The 22,659-nt window shown below is 70.9% G+C and carries 14 protein-coding genes, 1 tRNA gene and 1 pseudogene; 13 read left to right on the plus strand and 3 right to left on the minus strand.

Annotation, left to right across the window (positions count from 1 at the left end; all coding sequences use genetic code 11):
- Positions 1-225 precede the first annotated feature (225 nt).
- The 9 genes from DY218_RS02135 to DY218_RS02175 all read left to right on the plus strand — a co-directional run bounded on the left by DY218_RS02135 (position 226) and on the right by DY218_RS02175 (position 15,639).
- A complete protein-coding gene (locus DY218_RS02135) occupies positions 226-2,703 on the plus strand; it encodes a sodium-translocating pyrophosphatase (RefSeq protein WP_128554141.1) in 2,478 nt (825 codons plus the stop codon).
- 251 nt (positions 2,704-2,954) lie between these two features.
- On the plus strand, positions 2,955-3,536 hold the full coding sequence (locus DY218_RS02140) for a small secreted protein (protein ID WP_233521303.1): 582 nt from the start codon (positions 2,955-2,957) through the stop codon (positions 3,534-3,536).
- A 129-nt stretch (positions 3,537-3,665) separates the two neighbouring features.
- Entirely contained in the window at positions 3,666-5,195 is a 1,530-nt protein-coding gene (locus tag DY218_RS02145; RefSeq protein WP_128554143.1) for a N5-glutamine methyltransferase family protein, read from the plus strand.
- A gap of 172 nt (positions 5,196-5,367) precedes the next feature.
- Positions 5,368-5,565: a hypothetical protein gene (locus tag DY218_RS02150; protein ID WP_128554144.1), complete on the plus strand. Its 198-nt coding sequence runs from the start codon at positions 5,368-5,370 to the stop codon at positions 5,563-5,565.
- A gap of 332 nt (positions 5,566-5,897) precedes the next feature.
- Entirely contained in the window at positions 5,898-8,783 is a 2,886-nt protein-coding gene (gene topA / locus DY218_RS02155) for a type I DNA topoisomerase (RefSeq protein ID WP_128554145.1), read from the plus strand.
- A gap of 98 nt (positions 8,784-8,881) precedes the next feature.
- A complete protein-coding gene (tmk, locus tag DY218_RS02160) occupies positions 8,882-12,124 on the plus strand; it encodes a dTMP kinase (RefSeq protein ID WP_128554146.1) in 3,243 nt (1,080 codons plus the stop codon).
- A 437-nt stretch (positions 12,125-12,561) separates the two neighbouring features.
- Positions 12,562-13,773 carry a DNA polymerase III subunit delta' gene (locus DY218_RS02165; protein WP_128554147.1) on the plus strand — a complete coding sequence of 404 codons (1,212 nt, stop codon included), beginning with the start codon at positions 12,562-12,564 and terminating at the stop codon, positions 13,771-13,773.
- A 140-nt stretch (positions 13,774-13,913) separates the two neighbouring features.
- Positions 13,914-15,452, plus strand: coding sequence for an alpha/beta hydrolase (locus tag DY218_RS02170; protein ID WP_128554148.1), 1,539 nt, complete (start codon positions 13,914-13,916; stop codon positions 15,450-15,452).
- Between the two features lie 113 nt (positions 15,453-15,565).
- Positions 15,566-15,639: transfer RNA gene (locus tag DY218_RS02175), tRNA-Thr, on the plus strand.
- Between the two features lie 93 nt (positions 15,640-15,732).
- Here the strand turns inward: DY218_RS02175 and DY218_RS02180 are convergent.
- From DY218_RS02180 to DY218_RS02190, 3 genes are all read right to left on the minus strand, one after another.
- Entirely contained in the window at positions 15,733-16,383 is a 651-nt protein-coding gene (locus DY218_RS02180) for a TetR/AcrR family transcriptional regulator (protein WP_128554149.1), read from the minus strand.
- 63 nt (positions 16,384-16,446) lie between these two features.
- A complete protein-coding gene (locus DY218_RS02185) occupies positions 16,447-17,337 on the minus strand; it encodes an SDR family oxidoreductase (RefSeq protein ID WP_128554150.1) in 891 nt (296 codons plus the stop codon).
- Positions 17,338-17,419: 82 nt separating this feature from the next.
- Positions 17,420-18,166: an SDR family oxidoreductase gene (locus DY218_RS02190; protein ID WP_128554151.1), complete on the minus strand. Its 747-nt coding sequence runs from the start codon at positions 18,164-18,166 to the stop codon at positions 17,420-17,422.
- Positions 18,167-18,480: 314 nt separating this feature from the next.
- Between DY218_RS02190 and DY218_RS02195 the strand changes: the two genes are divergently transcribed.
- The 4 genes and pseudogenes from DY218_RS02195 to DY218_RS02210 all read left to right on the plus strand — a co-directional run.
- Positions 18,481-19,218 carry an alpha/beta fold hydrolase gene (locus DY218_RS02195; protein WP_407703538.1) on the plus strand — a complete coding sequence of 246 codons (738 nt, stop codon included), beginning with the start codon at positions 18,481-18,483 and terminating at the stop codon, positions 19,216-19,218.
- Positions 19,219-19,464: 246 nt separating this feature from the next.
- The gene (locus DY218_RS02200; protein WP_128554153.1) at positions 19,465-20,061 is read left to right on the plus strand and encodes a TetR/AcrR family transcriptional regulator; all 597 of its coding nucleotides are present in this window, start codon (positions 19,465-19,467) and stop codon (positions 20,059-20,061) included.
- A gap of 393 nt (positions 20,062-20,454) precedes the next feature.
- On the plus strand, positions 20,455-21,189 hold the full coding sequence (locus DY218_RS02205; protein WP_128554154.1) for a FadR/GntR family transcriptional regulator: 735 nt from the start codon (positions 20,455-20,457) through the stop codon (positions 21,187-21,189).
- 334 nt (positions 21,190-21,523) lie between these two features.
- A pseudogene (locus DY218_RS02210) lies at positions 21,524-22,657 on the plus strand (sialidase family protein); the annotation flags it as partial.
- Positions 22,658-22,659: the final 2 nt, after the last annotated feature.

The raw sequence follows: 22,659 nt of genomic DNA on the forward strand, positions 1-22,659 counted from the left end.
GGGCCTTTTTTCTTTTCGGTAGATCGTCGATCTTCGACCGGCTCCGCGGCGAATGCCGAGTCAATGCCTTTGGGGCATTAGCACTATCGGGCGTAATCTTTGAGTGCGATCATTTGCTGACGAGCGGCCAAGAGCAATTCCGTTTGCAGCCCACTGTTTTGATCAGGTTCCGCTCCCTACAATCCGTCCACATCTTGAGCTCAGCCCAAGCGTCAAGGAGGACGAATGGCGGGGCTTTCTACCCCTCATCAGCTGGACCATCCCTCAACCTTCGCAGCCGCAGTGCTCACGTCCGACAACCGCCTCATCGTGGTGCTCGTCGGAGTCGTGGCCCTGGTGGCCCTCGCCGTGGCCGGAGTCCTGGTGCGCCAGGTGCTCGCCGCGTCCGAGGGCACCGACAGCATGAAGAAGATCGCGGCGGCAGTACAGGAAGGGGCAAATGCTTATCTGGCACGGCAGTTGCGCACCCTCGGTGTATTCGCCGTCGTGGTGTTCTTCCTGCTCATGCTGCTTCCCGCGGACGACTGGAATCAGCGCGCCGGCCGATCGATCTTCTTCCTGATCGGCGCGCTCTTCTCGGCGGCCACCGGTTATATCGGTATGTGGCTCGCCGTCCGCAGCAATGTCCGGGTGGCGGCCGCCGCCCGCGAAGCCACCGCGGTCCCGTCCTCCGCGAGTACGGACACGGCATCGAGTACGGATACGACATCCGGTGAAAAGGAGGGTGCCGCCCCCGCGCCGGCCGGGGCGCAGGATCTCACCGCCGTCTCCCACAAGGCCATGAAGATCGCGTTCCGTACGGGTGGCGTGGTCGGCATGTTCACCGTCGGGCTCGGCCTGCTCGGTGCCGCGTGCGTGGTGCTCGTGTACGCGGCGGATGCGCCGAAGGTGCTCGAGGGCTTCGGTCTCGGCGCCGCGCTCATCGCCATGTTCATGCGAGTCGGCGGCGGCATCTTCACCAAGGCCGCCGACGTCGGCGCGGACCTGGTCGGCAAGGTCGAGCAGGGTATCCCGGAGGACGACCCGCGCAACGCCGCCACCATCGCGGACAACGTGGGCGACAACGTCGGCGACTGCGCCGGCATGGCCGCCGACCTCTTCGAGAGCTACGCCGTCACCCTGGTCGCCGCGCTGATCCTCGGCAAGGCGGCCTTCGGCGACGCCGGTCTGGCGTTCCCGCTGATGGTGCCCGCGATCGGCGTGGTCACCGCGATCATCGGCATCTTCGCGGTCGCACCGCGCCGCGGCGACCGCACCAACATGACGGCGATCAACCGCGGCTTCTTCATCTCCGCGGTGATCTCCCTGGTACTCGTCGCGGGCGCGGTGTACGCGTATCTGCCGTCCACGTACGCCGAACTCGACGGTGTCACCGACGCGGTGATCCAGGCCAAGGGCGGCGACCCGCGGGTCCTCGCCGTGGTCGCGGTGGCCATCGGCATCGTGCTCGCCGCGCTGATCCAGCAGTTGACCGGGTACTTCACCGAGACCAGCAGGCGTCCGGTGAGCGACGTCGGCAAGAGCTCGGGGACCGGGCCCGCGACGGTGATCCTGGCCGGTATCTCGCTCGGCCTCGAATCCGCCGTGTACACCGCGCTGTTGATCGGTCTCGGGGTGTACGGCGCCTTCCTGCTCGGCGGTACGTCGATCATGCTGGCGCTGTTCGCGGTGGCACTCGCCGGCACCGGACTGCTCACCACAGTCGGTGTGATCGTCGCCATGGACACCTTCGGTCCGGTCTCCGACAACGCCCAGGGCATCGCCGAGATGTCCGGTGACGTGGAGGGCGACGGCGCCCAGGTGCTCACCGACCTGGACGCGGTGGGCAACACCACCAAGGCCATCACCAAGGGCATCGCCATCGCCACCGCCGTACTCGCGGCGGCCGCGCTCTTCGGCTCGTACCGCGACGCGATCGCGGAAGCGGCCGGGGACGTGGGGGAGAAGCTCGGCGACGGGGCTCCGATGAACCTGGTGATGGACATCTCCCAGCCCAACAACCTGGTCGGTCTGATCCTGGGCGCCGCGGTCGTGTTCCTCTTCTCCGGGCTCGCGATCAACGCGGTGTCGCGGTCCGCCGGCGCGGTGGTGTACGAGGTGCGGCGGCAGTTCCGCGAGCATCCCGGGATCATGGACTACACGGAGAAGCCGGAGTACGGACGAGTCGTCGACATCTGCACCAAGGACGCACTGCGGGAGCTGGCGACGCCGGGTCTGCTCGCGGTGATGACGCCGATCGCGGTCGGCTTCACCTTCGGTGTCGGTGCGCTCGGCGCGTTCCTGGCCGGGGCGATCGGGGCGGGCACGCTGATGGCGGTCTTCCTCGCCAACTCCGGTGGCGCCTGGGACAACGCCAAGAAGCTCGTCGAGGACGGCCATCACGGCGGCAAGGGCAGTGAGGCCCATGCCGCGACCGTCATCGGCGACACCGTGGGCGACCCGTTCAAGGACACCGCGGGCCCCGCGATCAACCCGCTGCTCAAGGTGATGAACCTGGTGGCGCTGCTGATCGCCCCCGCGGTCGTACAGTTCAGCTACGGCGACGACGCCAGTCCCGGCGTACGGGCGGTGATCGCCGTGCTTGCGATCGCGGTCATCATGGTCGCGGTCTACGTCTCCAAACGGCGCAGTATCACCGTCGGGGACGACACGGAGACCGAACGGGTCGCCAACTCGGCGGACACGGCCCCGGTTTCGTCCTGAGTACGGCAGGGGTCGGGCCGGGACCGACCTGCGGGGCGGTCCCGAGATCCGGCCCGTGAGTTCACCGCTGGGCTCAACGGCGGGGCGGGCGACGCTTTTTGATGCGTCGTCCGCCCCGCTTTTGTTTCCGTGATACTGCTCTCCTTGGTGCAAATGGCTTCAATCGTGTTCGAAGCGGACGTACGACTCGCGGTTGTCGCCCACTTGGCGTGTATGTTCCGGGGCCGAGAGCCATGGAAGGGACCAATCCGGTGAACAAGAAGCTTGCAGCCGCACTGTCCGGCGGTGCGGTACTGGTACTGGCCCTGTCGGGCTGCAGCGACGACAAGGACGACGAGCTGAACGACTGGGCGAAGTCGCTCTGCGGGCAGATCCAGCCTCAGCTCGAGAAGAGCGTGAAGGCCCAGCAGACCATCATCTCGACCGCGGCGGACGGCAAGCCGGAGGACGTCAAGAAGGCCGACTCGGAGGCCTTCCAGGCCATTTCCGACGCGGACAAGGCGATCGCGGCCGCACTGAAGAAGGCGGGACCGCCGCCGGTCGACGACGGCGAGAAGATCCAGAAGGACGCCATCGCCGACCTGACCGCCGCGTCCAAGGGCTACGCCGACCTCAAGAAGCAGGTCGACAAGCTGGACGCGAAGGACGACTCGGCCAAGGGGCTCGACGCCTTCTCCAAGGGGCTCGAGAAGGTCGGCAAGGACCTCGGCGAGATCCAGAAGCAGGGTGACGGCGCGCTGAAGACGCTGCTCGAGGGCGAGGTCGGCGACGCCATCTCCCAGCAGTCCGAGTGCAAGTCGGAGAGCATCTCGCCGAGTCCGTCCAGCGCCTGACCCGGCGGAAGCCCGCTCCCGGTCCGGCGGAAGCCCGCTCCCGGTCCGGCCGGAGCGCGGGCGATCCGGCGGGACCCGTTCGGCGTGGGTGCGGCAGCCGGGCCGCACCCCGCGGAGGACAATGGCCGGGTGCGTACGACGACTCTGCCAAGGACCGACAACTCCCCGACCGCGGCACGGCTGCGGGAGGCCTTCCTCGCCGCCGGCTTCACCGTCGACGGACTCCTCGATCTGCTCGGCGCCCCGGCCTACACCGCGCTCGCCCGCAGCGAGACCGTGCCCGCCCTGCGCGCGACCCGCGGCGGCGGCCCGCTGCCCGCCCTGGTGCGGCTCTTCCTGCTCCAGCAGACCGTGCCCCACGCGCGCGTGGCCGACGTTCTGCCGGTGGACGCCTGCCTGGCGGACGGCTGGCTGACGGTCGCGGGTGAAGGTACGGGGGAGGGCGCCGCGCAGGAGCTGCGCGCCACCGTGGACGTACGGCCCTACGGCGGCCCGTCCGGCGAGGACTGGTACATCGTCTCCGACCTGGGCTGTGCGGTCGGCGGTGCCGCGGGCATCGGCAGTCACGACGAGGGCGTGGTGCTCGGCGTCGGCGGCGCCTCCACCACGCTGGCCGGCCTCACGGTCCGTACGCCGCTGGCGAGCGCCCTGGACCTCGGCACCGGCTCCGGCATCCAGGCGCTGCACGCCGCCCAGCACGTCACGCGGGTGACGGCCACCGACCTCAACCCCCGTGCCCTGCACATCACCCGGCTCACCCTCGCCCTGTCGGGAGCGCCGGAGGCCGAGCTCGTGCAGGGCTCCCTCTTCGAACCGCTCGGGGACGCCACGTACGACCTGATCGTGTCCAATCCGCCGTTCGTCATCTCGCCCGGCGCCCGGCTCACCTACCGGGACGGCGGGATGGCCGGCGACGACCTGTGCCGGACCCTCGTGCAGGAGGCGGGGGAGCGTCTGAACGAGGGCGGCTACGCGCAGTTCCTCGCCAACTGGCAGCACGTGGCGGGCGAGGAGTGGCAGGACCGCCTTCGCTCCTGGGTGCCCCGCGGCTGCGACGCCTGGATCGTGCAGCGCGAGGTCCAGGACGTCACGCAGTACGCCGAGCTCTGGCTGCGCGACGCGGGCGACCACCGCACCGACCCGGACGCGTACGCCGCCCGCTACGAGGCCTGGCTCGACGAGTTCGAGGCGCTCGACACCCGGGCGGTGGGCTTCGGCTGGATCACCCTGCGCAAGTCCGGTGCCCGGACGCCGTCGATCGTCGTGGAGGAGTGGCCGCACCCCGTGGAGCAGCCGCTCGGCGACACCGTACGGGCGCACTTCGAGCGGCAGGACTGGCTGCGGGAGCACGACGACGCGGCGCTGCTCGAAGGGCACTTCGAGCTGGCCGGCGAGGTCGTGCAGGAGCAGGTCGGACTGCCGGGTTCCGAGGATCCCGAGCATGTGGTCCTCCGTCAGCACCGCGGGATGCGCCGGGCCACCCAGGTGGACACGGTCGGCGCGGGCTTCGCCGGGGTGTGCGACGGCTCGCTGAGTGCGGGCCGGATCCTGGACGCCATCGCGCAGTTGATGGGCGAGGACCCGGTGCTGCTGCGGGAGCGCAGCCCGGAGCAGATCAGGCTGCTCGTCGAGCAGGGCTTCCTGGAGCCCGTCGGCTGACCGGGACCGGCCTGCGCGGCGCCGGGTCCGCCGTATCGGGGTTTCCCGTCCGCCGTTCACCCGGGGTTCGGCCCGGCGACGCTCCCTGGTGGCTCTGACATGTCAGCGTCGCCCTCCTGGATGGCGGTCCTCCTGGACCGCGGGTGGGACGACGGTGGAAGGAAGACGGGGCATGGAGAGCGGACCAGCGATCTTCGCCGGTGTGGTGTTCGCGCTGTTCGGCGCGGGCCTGCTGACGTGGACGGGCGCGCGGGTCGCGCATCGCGCGCCGGTCGCGCACGGAGTGAATCCCGTGACATCGGCCGCACTGACCGCACTCGCCGGGGCCGGGGCGCTGCTCCTCGGGGTGTGGTGCTTCACACGCATCTGAGGCGAGGCACTCCGGAATACCCGGAAGGGCTCGTGGGCAATATGGCGCGCGCGTGGGACGCGCGCGTTGGAAGCACTCCGGATGCACAGGGGAGAAGATCACCGGGAATCTGAGAAGAAGCACTCCGGAAACGGGCGGGACAGCAGGTCCGTACTCCGGGCGGCAGGAATGGCGGTAGTCGGGTTACCGTTCGAGTGGCCGTTGCGGGCTTTTCCCGTTTGACACGGGGGCGGGATGTACCGTCACACTCCGCAGCGTCAGCGTGCTGAACGCAGAGTCAGCGCACCGACTGTCCGCAATCCACTCAGTGTCGACCGGAGAGAAGAGCCACGTTGTCCCCGACCAGCGAGACCGCACAGGGCGGCCGCCGACTCGTCATCGTCGAGTCGCCTGCCAAGGCGAAGACGATCAAGGGCTATCTGGGCCCCGGCTATGTCGTCGAGGCGAGCGTCGGGCACATCCGCGACCTGCCGAACGGCGCCGCCGAGGTGCCCGAGAAGTACACCGGCGAGGTGCGCCGCCTCGGGGTGGACGTCGAGCACGACTTCCAGCCGATCTACGTGGTCAACGCGGACAAGAAGGCCCAGGTCAAAAAGCTCAAGGACCTGCTCAAGGATTCCGACGAACTCCTCCTCGCCACCGATGAGGACCGCGAGGGCGAGGCGATCGCCTGGCATCTCCTCGAGGTCCTCAAGCCCAAGGTCCCGGTCAAGCGCATGGTGTTCCACGAGATCACCAAGGCCGCCATCCAGGGCGCCGTCGCCAATCCGCGCGAGCTCAACAAGCGCATGGTCGACGCCCAGGAGACCCGCCGCATCCTCGACCGCCTCTACGGCTACGAGGTCTCGCCGGTCCTGTGGAAGAAGGTCATGCCGCGGCTCTCGGCAGGCCGTGTCCAGTCCGTGGCCACCCGGCTCGTCGTCGAGCGCGAGCGCGAGCGCATCGCCTTCCGCTCCGCCGAGTACTGGGACCTGACCGGCACCTTCGGCACGGGCCGCACCGGCGACTCCTCCGACCCCGCGAAGCTCGTCGCGCGCCTCACCACCGTCGATGGCAAGCGCATCGCGCAGGGCCGGGACTTCAACTCGGTCGGTGAGCTCAAGCCGGGCAGTGCGAACACCCTGCACCTGGACGAGGCCAATGCGCGGGCGCTCGCCGCGGCCCTCGAGGACGCGCAGTTCGCGGTCCGCTCCGTCGAGTCCAAGCCGTACCGCCGCTCTCCGTACGCCCCGTTCCGTACGACGACGCTGCAGCAGGAGGCCTCGCGCAAGCTCGGCTTCGGCGCGAAGGCGACCATGCAGGTGGCCCAGAAGCTGTACGAGAACGGCTTCATCACCTACATGCGTACGGACTCCACCACCCTGTCGGACACCGCGGTCACCGCGGCCCGCACCCAGGTCACCCAGCTCTACGGCAGCGACTACCTGCCGGACAAGCCCCGCACGTACGCCGGCAAGGTCAAGAACGCGCAGGAGGCGCACGAGGCGATCCGCCCCTCCGGCGACCGCTTCCGCACCCCGGCCGAAACCGGTCTGACCGGTGACCAGTTCCGGCTCTACGAGCTGATCTGGAAGCGGACCGTCGCCTCCCAGATGAAGGACGCGACCGGTAACTCGGTCACCGTCAAGATCGGCGGCACGGCCTCGGACGGCCGGGACGCCGAGTTCAGCGCCTCCGGCAAGACGATCACCTTCCACGGCTTCCTCAAGGCCTACGTGGAGGGCGCCGACGACCCGAACGCGGAGCTGGACGACCGCGAGCGCCGCCTCCCGCAGGTCGCCGAGGGCGACGGCCTGACCGCCGAGGAGATCGCGGTCGACGGCCACGCGACCAAGCCCCCGGCCCGGTACACCGAGGCCAGCCTGGTCAAGGAGCTCGAAGAGCGCGAGATCGGCCGCCCGTCCACGTACGCCTCGATCATCGGGACGATCCTGGACCGCGGTTACGTCTTCAAGAAGGGCACCGCCCTGGTGCCGTCCTTCCTGTCCTTCGCCGTGGTCAATCTCCTGGAGAAGCACTTCGGGCGGCTCGTGGACTACGACTTCACGGCCCGTATGGAGGACGACCTCGACCGCATCGCCCGCGGTGAGGCGCAGGCCGTGCCGTGGCTGAGGCGCTTCTACTTCGGTGAGGGCGACGTCTCGGGCGCGGCCTCCGACGCGGGGAACGGCGACGGCGACCACCTCGGCGGACTCAAGGAACTCGTCACCGACCTCGGTGCGATCGACGCGCGCGAGGTCTCCTCGTTCCCCATCAGCGAGGACGTGGTGCTCCGCGTCGGCCGGTACGGCCCGTACGTCGAGCGCGGCGAGAAGGGCGCCGAGAACCACCAGCGCGCCGACGTGCCCGACGACCTCGCCCCCGACGAGCTGACCGTCGAGTACGCGGAGGAGCTGCTCGCCAAGCCCAGCGGCGACTTCGCGCTCGGCACCGACCCGGAGACCGGCCGCGAGATCCTCGCCAAGGACGGCCGGTACGGCCCGTACGTCACCGAGGTGCTCCCCGAGGGCACCCCGAAGACCGGCAAGAACGCGGTGAAGCCGCGTACCGCCTCGCTGTTCAAGTCGATGTCCCTGGACACCGTCACGCTCGAGGACGCGCTGAAGCTGATGTCGCTGCCGCGCGTCGTCGGCCAGGACGCCGAGGGCGTCGACATCACCGCGCAGAACGGCAGGTACGGCCCGTACCTGAAGAAGGGCACGGACTCGCGCTCCCTGGAGACCGAGGAGCAGCTCTTCTCGATCACCGTCGAGGAGGCCCTCGAGATCTACTCCAAGCCCAAGCAGCGCGGCCGGGCCGCCGCCAAGCCGCCGCTCAAGGAGCTCGGTGAGGACCCGGTCAGCGGCAAGCCCGTCGTGGTGAAGGACGGCCGTTTCGGCCCGTACGTCACCGACGGCGAGACGAATGCGACGCTCCGGGCGGCCGACTCCGTCGAGGAGATCACCGCCGAGCGCGGCTTCGAGCTGCTCGCCGAGAAGCGCGCCAAGGGCCCTGCCAAGAAGACCGCGAAGAAGGCGGCCAAGAAGGCACCCGCCAAGAAGACCGCGGCCAAGAAGACGGCAGCGAAGAAGACCGCCGCCAAGAAGACGACGACGGCAGCGAAGAAGACGGCTGCCAAGAAGACGACGGCCAAGAAGACGACGGCCAAGAAGACGACGGCCAAGAAGGCCGCACCGGCGAAGAAGACAACCGCGGCGGCGGCTTCCTCGGACGACTGACGCCGACCGGCCGCGTACCGCTGAGCACCGTCCCGGAGCCCCGTCCGTTTGTTCGGACGGGGCTCCGGGGTGTCAGGGGCTGCCGATAGGCTGTCGGGATGACGCGAGCGGACAAGCAGGCGGTCGGGAACGGCGACCGCGACGATGCCCTGGCGGCCGATTCCCGGGAGCGCGCCGTGCGCGCCCTGCTCCGGACCGCCCCGCTGAAGCGCCTGTGGAGCGCCCACTTCGTGGGGAGCGTGGGCGATGCGCTCGCACTGCTCGTCCTGGTGGTGCTCGCCTGGCAGGCGGCCCGGGTCGAGGGGGCCTTCGGCGGCGGATATCGCGGCGAGGCCTTCGCCGTCGCGGCTGTCTTCGGCGTCCGGATCCTCGCCACGCTGCTCTTCGGCGCGGTGCTGCTCGGACCGCTCACCGCCCTGACCTCGCCCGGCGGCCCGCTCGACCGGCGCTGGACCATGATCGTGTCCGACGGACTGCGGGCGCTGCTCCTGATCGTCGCGCCGCTGTGGATCGACTGGACACCGGACAGTGCGCTCGCCGTACTGCTCGTCACCGGGTTCGTCATCGGTGTCACCGAGCGGTTCTGGACCGTGGCGCGGGAGAGCGCGGCGCCCGCGCTGCTGCCCGCGCCGCCGATAGAGGGCGCCGCGGTGCGCCCGCTGCCCGACCATCTGGACGCGCTGCGCCGGCTCACGCTGCGGACGACGTTCGTCTCGCTGCCCGTCGCCGCCCTCGCGCTCATCGGCGTCACGCTCATCGGCAATCTGATCGGTACCGGCCTCGTCTGGTTCGAGCAGCATCAGGCCGCCCTCGCCTCGTACGTCGCTGCCGGGCTCTTCGCCGCCTCGCTGTCCGTCGTCTACTTCATCGAACTGCCCGACTCGGAGACACCGCGCGCGCGGTCCCCGCTCGAGGGCCTGCGCCGGCCGAAGACCGGATCGGGCGTCGACAAGGGACGCACCAGCGCCGTCCCGCTGATCGTCCTCGCCTGCGCCTCGGTCGCCGGCGCGATCGCGGCCTCGGTCGCCGTCGCCGTACTGCACACCGAGGACCTGCACGGCGGGCCGGTGCTCTTCGGGCTCCTCGTCCTGGGCCTGACCGGCGGCTCCGCGCTCGGGATCCGGGTCGCGCCCTCGGTGCTGCCGGCGCTGTCCCGGCGCCGGCTGCTCGCGCTGGCGACCGCGGTCACCGGTGTCGCGCTGCTCGCCGCCGGCCTGGTGCCCGATCCGACGACCGTGCTCCTGATCGTGACCCTGGCCGGCCTCTCCGCCGGCGTCGCGGCGAACACGGGGCATGCACTCCTGGACCTCGAGGTGGAGGACTTCCGCCAGGCCAGGACCACCGAGCACCTGCAGGCCGTCGTCCGGCTGAGCATCGCGGTCGCCGCGCTCGCCGGACCGCTGCTCACGGCGGTGATCGGGCCGCACCGCCTGGTCACCGGCAAGTTCGTCTTCGCGCACGGCGGTGCCGCCTTCACGCTGATGCTGGCCGGCGCGCTGCTGCTGCCGGTCGCCGCGCTGGTGCTCGCCCGTACCGACGACCGCTCCGGTGTCCCGCTGCGGCGCGACCTCGGGGAGGCGCTGCGCGGCGGCGACCCGGTGCAGGCGCCCGCCGCCACCGGCTTCTTCATCGCCCTCGAGGGCGGGGACGGCGCCGGCAAGTCCACTCAGGCCGAAGCGCTCGCCGAGTGGATCAGGGCCAAGGGACACGAGGTGGTCCTCACCCGCGAGCCGGGTGCGACCCCGGTCGGCAAGCGGCTCCGCTCGATCCTGCTCGACGTCTCGTCCGCCGGTCTCTCGCACCGCGCGGAGGCCCTGCTGTACGCGGCGGACCGCGCCGAGCACGTGGACACCGTCGTACGGCCCGCCCTGGAGCGCGGCGCGGTGGTGATCACCGACCGGTACATCGACTCGTCCGTCGCCTACCAGGGCGCCGGCCGCGACCTGTCGCCGACCGAGGTGGCGCGGATCTCCCGCTGGGCCACGGACGGCCTTGTCCCGCATCTGACGGTGCTGCTTGACGTCTCGCCGGAGGCCGCCCGGGAGCGTTTCACGGAGGCGCCGGACCGGCTCGAGTCGGAGCCGGCCGAGTTCCACGCGCGCGTACGGTCCGGTTTCCTGACCCTCGCCGCGGCCGACCCGGGCCGCTATCTGGTGGTCGACGCGGCACAGGACCCCGAGGCGGTCACCACGGTCGTACGCCACCGGCTCGACCGCATGCTGCCGCTCTCCGAGGCCGAACTGCACGCCCAGGAGGAGGCCCGCAAGGCAGCCGAGGAAGAGGCCCGGCGGAAGGCCGAGGAGGAAGCCGCGCGCAAGGCCGAGGAGGAGCGGATCGAGCGCGAGCGCCAGGAGCAGCTCGCCCGGCTCCGCGCCGAGGAGGAGGAGCGCAAGCGGCGCGAGCTGGAGGAGGCCCGCCGTGTCGAGGCCGAGCGCCGCGCGGAGGAGGCACGGCAGCAGGCCGAGGAGGCTCGCCGGCTCGCCGAGGAGGAGCGCAGGCGGCGCGAGGCCGAGGAGCAGGTGCGGGCCGCCGAGGAGGAGCGGCGGCGTCGGCAGGCCGAGGAGGAGGAGCGGCTGCGGGCCGAGGCCGAGGAACGGCGCCGGGAGAAGCAGCGCAAGGCCGAGGAGTCCCTGCTGCGCGCGGAGGAGGCACGGCGGGCGGCGGAGGCTGCGGCGGCGGCCGGGGCCGCACCCGTGGTCGGTGGCGGCGGGCCGGCGAGCCCGGCCGTCGACAACGAGACGACGGTGCCCACGCCCGTCGTGGGCGATGACGGCACGGCGTCGGCACCGGTGGCGGACAGCGAGACGACGGTGCCGACGCCGGTCTTCGTACCGCCGTCCGACGCCGCGCGGGGCGGCGCGGCCGCCGACGAGACCACGGTGCTGCCGTCGGTCCCCGACGGGCCTGCCGCCGACGAGACGGGCGCCCTGCCTCCGGTGTCCGCAGGGCCCGCCGACGAGACCACGGTGCTGCCTTCGGTGCCGGACGGCTCCGCCGGTGACGAGACTGCTGTGCTGCCGCAGCCGCCCGCGCCGGAGGACGGTCCCGGCGAGCGGGGCGGAGCGGGGACGGACCGTGTGCCGCCCGGCTACTTCCGGGACGAGCGTCCGGCGCAGGGCGACCGCGCCCAGCAGCCCCAGCAGTCCCGGCAGACCCAGCAGCCCTCGGGGAGCGACCGTACCCGCGAGCTCCCGCAGGTCGATCCGTCCGCCGAGGCGCCGCGGCGCCGTCCGCGGTCGGACTGGGCGGAGGAGACCCCGCTCGACGACCTGCCCACCCTCGCCGACGAACTCCTCGGCCCGCACGACGAGGACGACGGCGGCGGCCGGGGCCGGGGCTGACCCCACCCACCGTCCGTACAGGCCTCCGACGGGCGGCGGGGCGGGGCGCCGGTCCGACCCGGACAACCGTGCCTGGTGTGGGTCCGTAGGGATGCTGTCGCCGACTGCCCCGTCGGGGTGCTGCCGTGGGACGCGGCCGCGGTGACTGCGCGTATGACCCGGCAGGCGGCGTGCTGTCGAGGTGGCGCGGCCCCGGGTGCGAGGCCGCCTCGGTGCGTACCGCGTCCATCGGCAGTCCGGCGATGTCCGACCCGTGCTCCACAATGGACCGGCACGCACGGACCGGGCACGGACCGGCACGCACGGACCGGCACGTGTGATGCGGCGCCATGCATCACCGGTACTGACAGCGTGGTGCGGTGACCGAGGTGCGAGGCCGCGGCGACGCCGAGGTACGAGGCCGCGGTACGAGACGGGAAGCAGAAGGGCGGTGCCCCATGGCCGTATGGGACGACCTGGTGGGCCAGGAGCGGGTGTCGGCGCAGCTCGACGGCGCGGCCAGGGACGCGGACTCCCTGGTCACGGCGCAGGCGCAGGCGCAGGGCGCGGAGGTGCCCGAGGCGTCGCGGATGACACATGCCTGGCTGTTCACCGGCCCGCCCGGATCCGGCCGTTCCACCGCAGCCCGGGCGTTCGCCGCCGCCCTGCAGTGCACCAGCCCGGACCGCGCGCTCGGCGGGGCACCCGGCTGCGGGTTCTGCGACGGCTGCCACACCAGCCTCGTCGGCACCCACGCGGACGTCGAGGTCGTCCGCACGGATCTGCTGAGCATCGGCGTCAAGGAGACCCGCGACCTGGTACGCCGCGCACAGATGTCCCCCGCAGGCGGCCGCTGGCAGGTCATCGTGCTCGAGGACGCCGACCGCCTCACCGAGGGCGCGGGGAACGTCCTCCTGAAGGCAGTGGAGGAGCCCGCCCCCCGCACCGTCTGGCTGCTCTGCGCCCCCTCCGTCGAGGACGTGCTGCCGACGATCCGCTCCCGCTGCCGTCACCTCGTCCTGAGCACCCCTTCCGTGGCCGCGGTCGCGGACATGCTGGTCCGCCGCGACGGCGTCGAGCCGGAGGCCGCCGCGACCGCCGCCGCCGCGACCCAGGGCCACATCGGCCGGGCCCGCCGCCTCGCCACGGACGAGCGGGCCCGCGCCCGCCGCGCCGCCGTCCTGCGCATGCCGCTGCGCGTCGCCGACATCGGCGGCTGCCTCAAGGCGGCCCAGGAGCTGATCGACGCCGCCGCCGAGGACGCGAAGCAGGTCGCCGAGGAGATCGACGTCAAGGAGACAGAGGAGCTGCGGGCCGCCCTCGGTGCGGCCCAGGGCGGCCGGATGCCGCGCGGCACGGCCGGCGCGGTGAAGGAGCTCGAGGACCGCCAGAAGCGCCGCAGGACCAGGACCCAGCGCGACAGCCTCGACCTGGCCCTGGTCGACCTGACCGCCTTCTACCGCGACGTCCTCGCCCTCCAGCTCGGCTCCCGCACCGCCCTGGCCAACACGGACCAGCAGGACGCCCTCGAGCGACTGGCCCGGGACGGATCCCCGGAGGGCACGCTCCGCCGCATAGAGGCGATCGGCGCCTGCCGCGAGGCCCTCGACCGCAACGTGGCTCCGCTGCTCGCCGTCGAGGCGATGGCGGTCGCGCTGCGCGCGGGCTGACCGTCCCGGACGGTGCACCCGTGCACCCGTGCACCCGTGCACCCCGCGCGTATCTCACTCTCACTCTGACTCTCACTCGTACGAGCCCTGACGGACACGGAGTGTGCGTAGCCGCTCACCGGAGAGTTACCCTCGCGGGCATGGAATCCAGGCGCCCTCTGCTCCGCACCGGCGGCACTCTGCTCGCGGCCGTTGCCCTGCTGATCTCCGGCTGTTCGTCGGGGAGTTCGTCCACCGGCGCCTCGTCGTCCGCACTCCCGGCGAGTACCCCGGAGGGCCTCGAGCCGTACTACGGGCAGAAGCTCACCTGGCGCGACTGCGGCGTCCCCGGCTTCCAGTGCAGCACGATGAGAGCCCCTCTCGACTACGAGGAGCCGTCGGCCGGCGACATCAAGCTCGCCGTCGCCCGGAAGAAGGCCACGGGCCCGGGCAAGCGCCTCGGCACCCTCCAGGTCAATCCGGGCGGCCCGGGCGGCTCCGCCGTCGAGTACCTGCAGGCGTACGCTGCCATCGGCTTCCCCGAGCCGGTCCGTGCGCAGTACGACATGGTCGCCGTCGACCCCCGCGGCGTGGCCCGCAGCGAGCCGGTGAAGTGCCTGGACGGCGCCCGCATGGACGCGTACACCGAGACCGACATGACGCCGGACGACGACGGCGAGCAGCAGCAACTCGTCGCCTCCTTCCAGAAGTTCGCAGAGGGATGCGAGAAGAACTCGGGCCGCATGCTGCCGCACGTCTCCACCGTCGAGGCGGCCCGCGACATGGACGTCCTGCGGGCCGCGCTCGGCGACAAGAAGCTGCAGTACGTGGGTGCTTCGTACGGCACCTTCCTCGGGGCGACGTACGCCGGACTCTTCCCGCAGCGCACCGGCCGTCTGGTCCTGGACGGTGCGATGGACCCGGAGCTGTCGGCCCGCCGGATGAACAGGGACCAGACCGCCGGTTTCGAGACCGCCTTCCAGGCCTTCGCCCGGGACTGCGTCAAGCTCGAGGACTGCCCGCTCGGCACCGCGTCCCCCGCGGACGCGGGCCGCCGCCTCAAGGACTTCTTCCGCCGCCTCGACGCCAAGCCGATCCCGACGGGCGAGGACCGCAGGCTCGGCGAGTCGCTCGCCACCACCGGCGTGATCGCCGCGATGTACGACGAGGCGACCTGGCCCCAGCTCAGGGACAGCCTCACCACCGCCATGAAGGAGAACGACGGCGCGGGCCTGCTCGCCCTCTCGGACAGCTATTACGAGCGCGAGCCGAACGGCAAATACGCGAACCTGATGTCGGCGAACGCCGCGGTGAACTGCCTCGACCTGCCTCCCGCGTTCAAGGGCCCGGCCGACGTCGTCAAGTCCCTGCCGGACTTCGAGAAGGCCTCCCCGGTCTTCGGCGAGGGCCTGGCCTGGGCCTCCCTGAACTGCTCGGACTGGCCGGTCGACGCCACCGGCACCGCCCACCGCATCGAGGCCGACGGAGCCGCCCCGATCCTGGTCGTCGGCACCACCCGCGATCCCGCCACCCCGTACAAATGGGCGCAGGCCCTGGCCGGCCAGCTCAGCTCCGGCACCCTCCTGACGTACGACGGCGACGGACACACGGCGTACGGCCGCGGCAGCGACTGCATCGACACCGCGATCAACCGCTACCTCCTGCAGGGCAAGCCCCCGAAGGACGGCACGAAGTGCTGACCAGGGGCGCCGGGCCCCTGGTCCGAGGCACCCGCAAAAGCCTGTAGACTTGCCGTCGCCGCTGATGCGAACCTCTTCCCGTGCGGGAGAGGTCTTTCCGCGACAGCAGGCACGCCGCCTTAGCTCAGATGGCCAGAGCAACGCACTCGTAATGCGTAGGTCTCGGGTTCGAATCCCGAAGGCGGCTCGGTGGAGGTCCAGGACAGGTAGTCACTGTTCTGGACCTTTTGCTTTGCATGGTTCGTGCAGGGCGTCTGTCGGGTTGGGACGCGGTGGTCGGCTAGTGGCCGGGAGTCATGATGCCGGTGAGGAGGTTGTCGAGCAGGGCTGTGATGAAGGTCGGGTTGATGGGCTCGTCGGGGATCAGGAGGCGGTGGTAGACGGCGCCCCACAGTTGGTCGACGACGACTTGGGGGTCGACCTCGGGGCGTACTTGGCCGGATTCCTGGGCGCGGAGCAGCCGTGTCACGGCGAGGCGTCGGCGTTCGGCCGAGTAGAGCGAGCGGTAGGCGGTCGCGAGTTCGGGATCCGTCTGGGCGGCGCCGATGAGTTCGGCGAGGAGTCGGCCGGCCGGGGTGTCGCCGACCAGGTGCCCGAAGGCGTGGAGCTGCGTGGTCAGATCGGCGCGGATGTCGTCGGTGTCGGGGAAGGCGAGGGTGGTCTCGACCTTGTGGAAGTAGCCGTCCAGGGCCAGGGCGCCGCGCGACGGCCACCATTTGTAGATGGTGGTCTTGCTGACCCCGGACTGGCGGGCGACGCGTTCGATGGTGAAGTCCGCGAGCCCTTCGTCGAGCAGGATCTCGCCCACGGTGTGCAGCACGTCGGCGCGCACCTCGTCGCTGGGGCGGCGGCCCCGTCCGCGGCGAGGTGTCGGCTGCTCGTCTGCGGGGTTGCTCGGTGGATGGGGCACGGTGCCTTCCTGTCGGCTCATGGACGCGTGGTGCTCTGTTCTGGACGCGTGGTGGTCTGTCGCTGCGGTGACATGATCGTGTAGTTACCCGGCGATGGCGAGCAGGTCCCCGAGGCCGACGCGGGTGAGGAATTCGCGGCGGATGCGGTCGGCGACCTCGGAGACCTCGGCGGAGCCGTCGTCCGCCGGGTCGATGTGGACCCGGAAGGGGCGCTGTCCTGCGGGCAGGCCGACGATCCGGGCGATCTGGTCGGAGACCATGGAGACGTCGGCATCGGCGGGGGCCAGGGCGGCGAGCTTCTCGGAGACCTGTTCCATGAGTCCGGTGTACTTGGTCTCGTACTCGGCCTCGGTCGTACGGTCGGCAGGGTGCCCGGCGTGGGCGAAGTGGTTGGTGCCGCTGGTGAACGATCCCGGCACGACGATGGACGTCTCCACTCCCCAGCGGGACAACTCGGCGGCGTAGGAGACCGCCAGGGAGTCCATGCCTGCCTTGGCCGCGAAGTAGGGGGCGAGGTACGGCGGTGTGCCGCCCTTGACGCTGGAGCTGGACACCCAGATCACGAGGCCGGCCCCGCGGTGGCGCATTCCCGGCAGCGCTGCGCGGTTGACGCGCTGGGCGGAGAGCACGTTGACGTCGTAGAGCTCGGCGAGTTGCTCGGGGGTGAAGGACTCGGCGGGGCCGACGACCATGTGGCCGGCGTTGTGGACGAGGACGTCGATGTGCCCGTGCTCGGCCTCGATCTGTGCGACGGCGGTGTCCACGGAGTCCTGTGAGTTCACGTCGAGCTCGATCGGCCGCAGGTCGGCGCCGTGTTCGGTGGAGAAGTCGCGGGCGGCCTGTACGGCGGGGGCGTTGCGCCCGGTGGTCTCTCGCATACCCGCGTACACGGTGTGACCGGCGAGTGCGAGGGTCCGGGCGGTGAGGGCGCCGAATCCGCTGGAGGCACCCGTGATGACGACGATGCTGTTCATGTCTGCTGCCTTTCGCGTGACCGCGTGGAGGGTTCGGATGGGAGTGGACGGTTCGGGCGGGAGGGGACTCGGACGGGAGGGGTCAGGCGAGGCCGCCGTTGGTGTAGATGATCTGGCCGTTGACCCAGCGGGCGGGGCCGGCGAGGAACGCGACGGTCTCCGCGATGTCCTCGGGCTGGCCGAGTCGTTCCAGCGGGACGGCCTTGGCGAGGTTGGTGACGGTCTCTTCGTCCTTGCCGTCGAGGAAGAGCGGGGTGGCGGTGGGGCCGGGGGCGACCGCGTTGACGGTGATGTCCTTGCCGCGCATCTCCCGGGCGAGGATCAGTGTCATGCCCTCGACGGCTGCCTTGGAGGCGACGTAGGCGCCGTACGTGGGGAACTGCGTGCGGGTCACCGTGGTGGAGAAGTTGATCAGCGCGCCGCCGGCCCGGAGGCGGTTCGCCGCGAGCTGGGAGACGACGAACGCGCCGCGGATGTTGGTGCGGTGCATCCGGTCGAGGTCGTCGAGGTCGAGCGTGGCGATCGGGCCGAGCACCATGATGCCGGCGGTGTTGACGACGACGTCGAGTCCGCCGAAGGCCTGTTCGGCTTCCGTGAACGCGGCTGCCATCTCGGTCTCGTCGGCCACGTCGCCGCGGACCGCGATGGCTGATCCGCCCGCGCTCACGATGTCCGCGACGAGCTTCTCGGCGCGGGCGGGGTTGCCGGCGTAGTGGACGGCGACCGCGAAGCCTTCGTCGGCGAGACGACGGACGACGGCGCTGCCGATGCCGCCCGAGCCGCCTGTGACGAGCGCGACGCGGTCCTGGGCTGGAGTCGTGCTGTTCATGACCGTTTCCTCCGTCGATGCCTGCATTCTTCATTTGGACGCTGCGTTCATATAACCACGAAATGAACGGGGCGTCCAGTTGTCTGGGCTGTTGCGCATCTGTTCGCCGACGCCGTCCTCCGCAGCCACCGCGACACGCGACAGTGCCGATGCGGCCACCGGTGCCGTGCGCTACTGGACCGACGAAGCCTGAGGTTCCGCGGGTCCGTACACGGCCCGGCTCCCGGGCGGGGGTCGGGGCTTGTCAGTGGGGGCGTTTACAGTCGGTGGCGCGTGCAGATGGTGGGTGTGGTCGGGGAGTCACGGAAGGCGGGGTGGGTGTGGTGCCGGGGATTGTGTTGGTGCATGGGACGCGATTCAGTGCGGGGCAGTGGAGTGCGCAACTGGGGCCGTTGCGGGAGGAGTTCGCGGTCGAGGCGGTGGATCTGCCCGGGCACGGAAAGCGGCGGGGCGAGCCGTGGAGTCTGTCGGCCGCCACGGATGTGGTGGCGGAGGCCGTGGAGGCGCTCGGGGAGGGGCCCGCGCTGGTCGTCGGGCACTCGCTCGGAGGGTATGTGGCGCTCGAATTCGCGAGGGAGCGGCCCGAGTTGCTGCGGGGGATGGTGCTCGCGGGGGCCAGTGCGTCGACTCGGGGGCGATGGGCGATTCCGTACCGATGGGTGGCCGGTCTGGTGCCGCGGATACCGCAGGAGCGTCTGACGCGGTGGAACGACCGGGTGCTGCGCCGCATGTATCCGCCGGAGGTGGCGGGCGCGACGGTGCGGGCCGGGTACGCCTTCGACGTACTGCCGGAAGCGTGGGGTGAGGTGTTGGGGAGGTTCGGTCCTGAGGACATGCGGGATGTGGCGGCGCCCGTGCTCATTCTCAATGGTGAGAAGGACACGGTGTTCCGTTCCGGCGAGCGGGAGTTCGCGGCGCAGCATCCGCGGGCGCGTATCGAACTGATCCCGAGGGCACGGCACTTGGCGAATTTCGACCAGCCGGAGGCCTTCACGGATGCGGTACGCCGCTTCGCACGGGAGCTGGAGGGGGAGAGGGAGGGCGAGGCCTGAGGGGCGTCTGGCGGGGGATCGGTGGTGGGTCGCGCCCGAGCCTCCCCCGAGTCCGGTCCGGTGCGGGCCGGGTGAGGGCCGCACATCCCGCGTGCCTCCCCCTGAGCGCGTGGGGGACCGGCGCAGGCTCGGGCGCGGTGTTCAGTCTGGACCATGGATGCGTCGAAGTGGAAGGAGTTTCTAGAAGATCGCTCTAGGAACGGCAGGACGGAACCGGAATCGTCGTGCTCTACGCTGAGGGCCACCATGAGTCCGAAGCAGCAGCGAGGAGAGGAGACGGCCGGCCGTCTCCTGGACGCCGCACTCCGGTTGTATGCGGAAGCCGGCGAACAGGGCATCACGGTCAGTGCCCTGACTCGTGCGAGCGGCGTCAGCCTCGGCAGTCTCTACCATCACTTCGGCAGCGTGGACGGGTTGTTGAACGCGTTGTTGGTGCGCTGGCTCGGCCGGCTGCTCGAGGCGCTCGGCGCCGCGATCGCGGGGTGTGGCACTGCGCGCTCCGGCGTACAGGCCCTGATCGGTGGCTACTTCACCTTCGTGCGGGAGCATCCGGACGCGGCCCGGCTGCTGCACTCGGCGTATGCCGACCGGCAGGGGATGGCGGACACGCGGCGGCTGCGCGATGCCCAGGAGGCGCGGCTCTCGCCGCTGGCCGAGTGGCTGCACGGGCGGGTGGCGGCCGGTGAACTGGCCCCGCTCCCGGCGCCGTTGCTGGAGGCGCTGATCATGGGGCCGGTGGTGGCGGTGGCCCGCCGGTGGGTGTCCGGTCTGGACGACGTCGATCTCGACGAGGCGGCGGCGGTCCTGCCGGACCGGATATGGAGCTCTGTCGGGCGGTCCTGAGCGGAACGTGGTTCTGAGCGGAACGTGGTTCTGAGCGGAACGTGGTTCTGAGCGGAACGTGGTCCTGAGCGGAACGTGGTCCTGAGCGGAACGTGGTTCTGAGCGGAACGTGGTTCTGAGCGGAACATGGTCCTGAGAGGAACGTGGTCCTGAGCCGAGCGGGTTCGCGGCCAACTCCCTTGCTGCACGAGGAGTTCGGCCGCCGCAGCGTGGCTGCCGTGGACCGAGTNGGGTTCGCGGCCAACTCCCTTGCTGCACGAGGAGTTCGGCCGCCGCAGCGTGGCTGCCGTGGACCGAGTGGTGCAGGTCGTGGTGGTGGGATCGGCAGGCGTCAGACGTCTGATGCGCTGCTAGCGTGGGAAGGCGGGCCGAGCTACCGAGAGGGGTCAAGGGGTGAGCGGTAGGCATGCGCCCGGCGCGAAGGCCGTCCGGCAGTCGCTGCGGCAGGAGGTCGTCGAGGGCATCAAGCGTCACATCCTCGAGGAGAAGCTGCGCCCGGGGGATCCGCTGCCCAGCGAGGCGGCGCTGTGCGAGGAGTTGGGCGCGAGCCGCTCCAGTGTCCGCGAGGCGGTGAAGATCCTCAATGCCCTGGACATCGTCGAGGTGCGGCACGGGCACGGCACGTACGTCGGCCGGTTGAGCCTGTCCGCCCTGGTGGAGAGCCTCACCTTCCGCGGCATGCTCTCGCCCGACGACGACTTCCGGGTGATGGCCGATCTCGTCGACGTACGGGAGCTCTTCGAGCGCGGGATGGCGGAGCGGATCGTGTCGCTGCTCAGCACGGCCCAACTCGACGAGCTGGACGGTCTGGTGGGCCGGATGCGGGAGGCGGGGGCGAAGGACGCGGGTGGGTTCGTGGAGGCGGACCGGGCGTTCCACGCGAAGCTGGTGGAGCCGCTGGGCAATGAGCTGATCGGGCAGCTGTCGATGGCGTTCTGGGAGGTGTATGCCGTGGTGGCGCCGCGTCTCGACGGGGTCGAGGGGGGTTGTGAGGCTTCGACGATCGCTGTGCATCAGGCGATTGTGGACGCGGGGCGGGCGGGGGATGTGGCGGGGTTTCTCTCGGCTTTGAGTCAGCACTATGCGCCGTTGCGGCGGCGGATTGCGGGGGCGCGGGGCGCGGCGTAGGTCGGGGGTGGGTGTTGTGGTTTACCCGGGGGCGCCTACTGCCACCTCCGCCTCCGCCTCCGCCCCGGCGGGGGCCTTGTCCTCAAGCGCCGGACGGGCTGGAATTTCGCCCTTCGGGCTCGTCCTCAAACGCCGGACAGGCTGAGTTTGTGCGGCGCGGGCCGAGTCCGTGAGCTCGGGTTCAAGGCCGGACTCGCGTGCCGGGTGGGCGAGTTGGCGGGCTTGGGAGGGGGTCTGGTGTCTTGACGGTGGGGCTTGTGCTGCCTAGGGTCCCCGGTGCCTGTCAGACGTCTGATGTCTTCTGTGTGTCTCGTCTCTGAGGAGAGCGATCGTCATGAAGCGCATCGTCCGCGCGGCCGTCCTCTCGGCCGCCGTCCTCGTAGTGGCAACTGGCCTGCCTGCCAGGGCCGTTGAACCCGTGCCGGGTGAGCGCACCGGGCAGGATCTGGCGACCGCGGGTGTGGGCTCGCCCGTCTACCGCATTCCGGCGCTCACCACGACCAACGCCGGCACCCTGCTCGCGGTCTACGACGCCCGGCCGTCGGCGGCGGACCTGCCCGGCAACATCGGTGTCGTGATACGCCGCAGCACCGACGGCGGCAGCAGCTGGCAGGGCCGGCAGGTGTTACGGAAGGAGGACGCCCCCAAGGGCAACGGTGATCCGAGCCTGCTCGTCGATCGCGACACCGGACGCGTCTTCGCCTTCTACTCCGCCACCGTGAACCAGGGCTTCCTCGGCTCGCACACCGGCAACGACGAGGACGACCCGGACGTCCAGCAGACCGACTACAGCTACTCCGACGACGACGGCAGGACCTGGACCCACCGCCGTATCACCGAGCAGATCAAGGATCCCGCGTGGGGCGGCATGTTCGCCGCGTCCGGAGAGGGCATCCAGCTGCGGCACGGCCCGTACGAGGGGCGGCTGATCCAGCAGTACGCCGTCCGCCACGACGGACAGAACTACGCGGTCTCCGCCTACAGCGACGACCACGGCGAGACCTGGCGGACGGGCCGGCCGGTCGGTCCCGGCGGCGACGAGAACAAGACCGTCGAACTGTCCGACGGCCGGATCATGCTCAACAACCGCTCAGCGCCGTACCGGACGGTCGCGTACTCCAGCGACGGCGGTGTCACGTACACCCCGTTCGAGCAGGACGAGCAGCTGCCCGATCCGGCCAACAACGGCTCGATCATGCGCTACGCCCCGGACGCGGACCCCTCCGACCCCCGGTCGAAGTGGCTGCTCTTCAGCAACACCGCCAACAGCTCGAGCCGCAGCGGACTGACCGTCAAGATGTCCTGCGACGACGGCAGGACCTGGAGCACTCAGAAGCTCGTCGACGCCGGCCCGTCGGCCTACTCGACGCTCACCAGGCTGCCGGACGGCCGGATCGGGCTGCTGTACGAGCGCGCCGACTACCAGCACATCACCTACCGGTCCTTCGGCCTGAAGTGGCTCGGCGGCGG

Origin of the sequence: Streptomyces triticagri, from assembly GCF_003429565.1 — a bacterium.
Classification (GTDB): Bacteria; Actinomycetota; Actinomycetes; order Streptomycetales; family Streptomycetaceae; genus Streptomyces; species Streptomyces triticagri.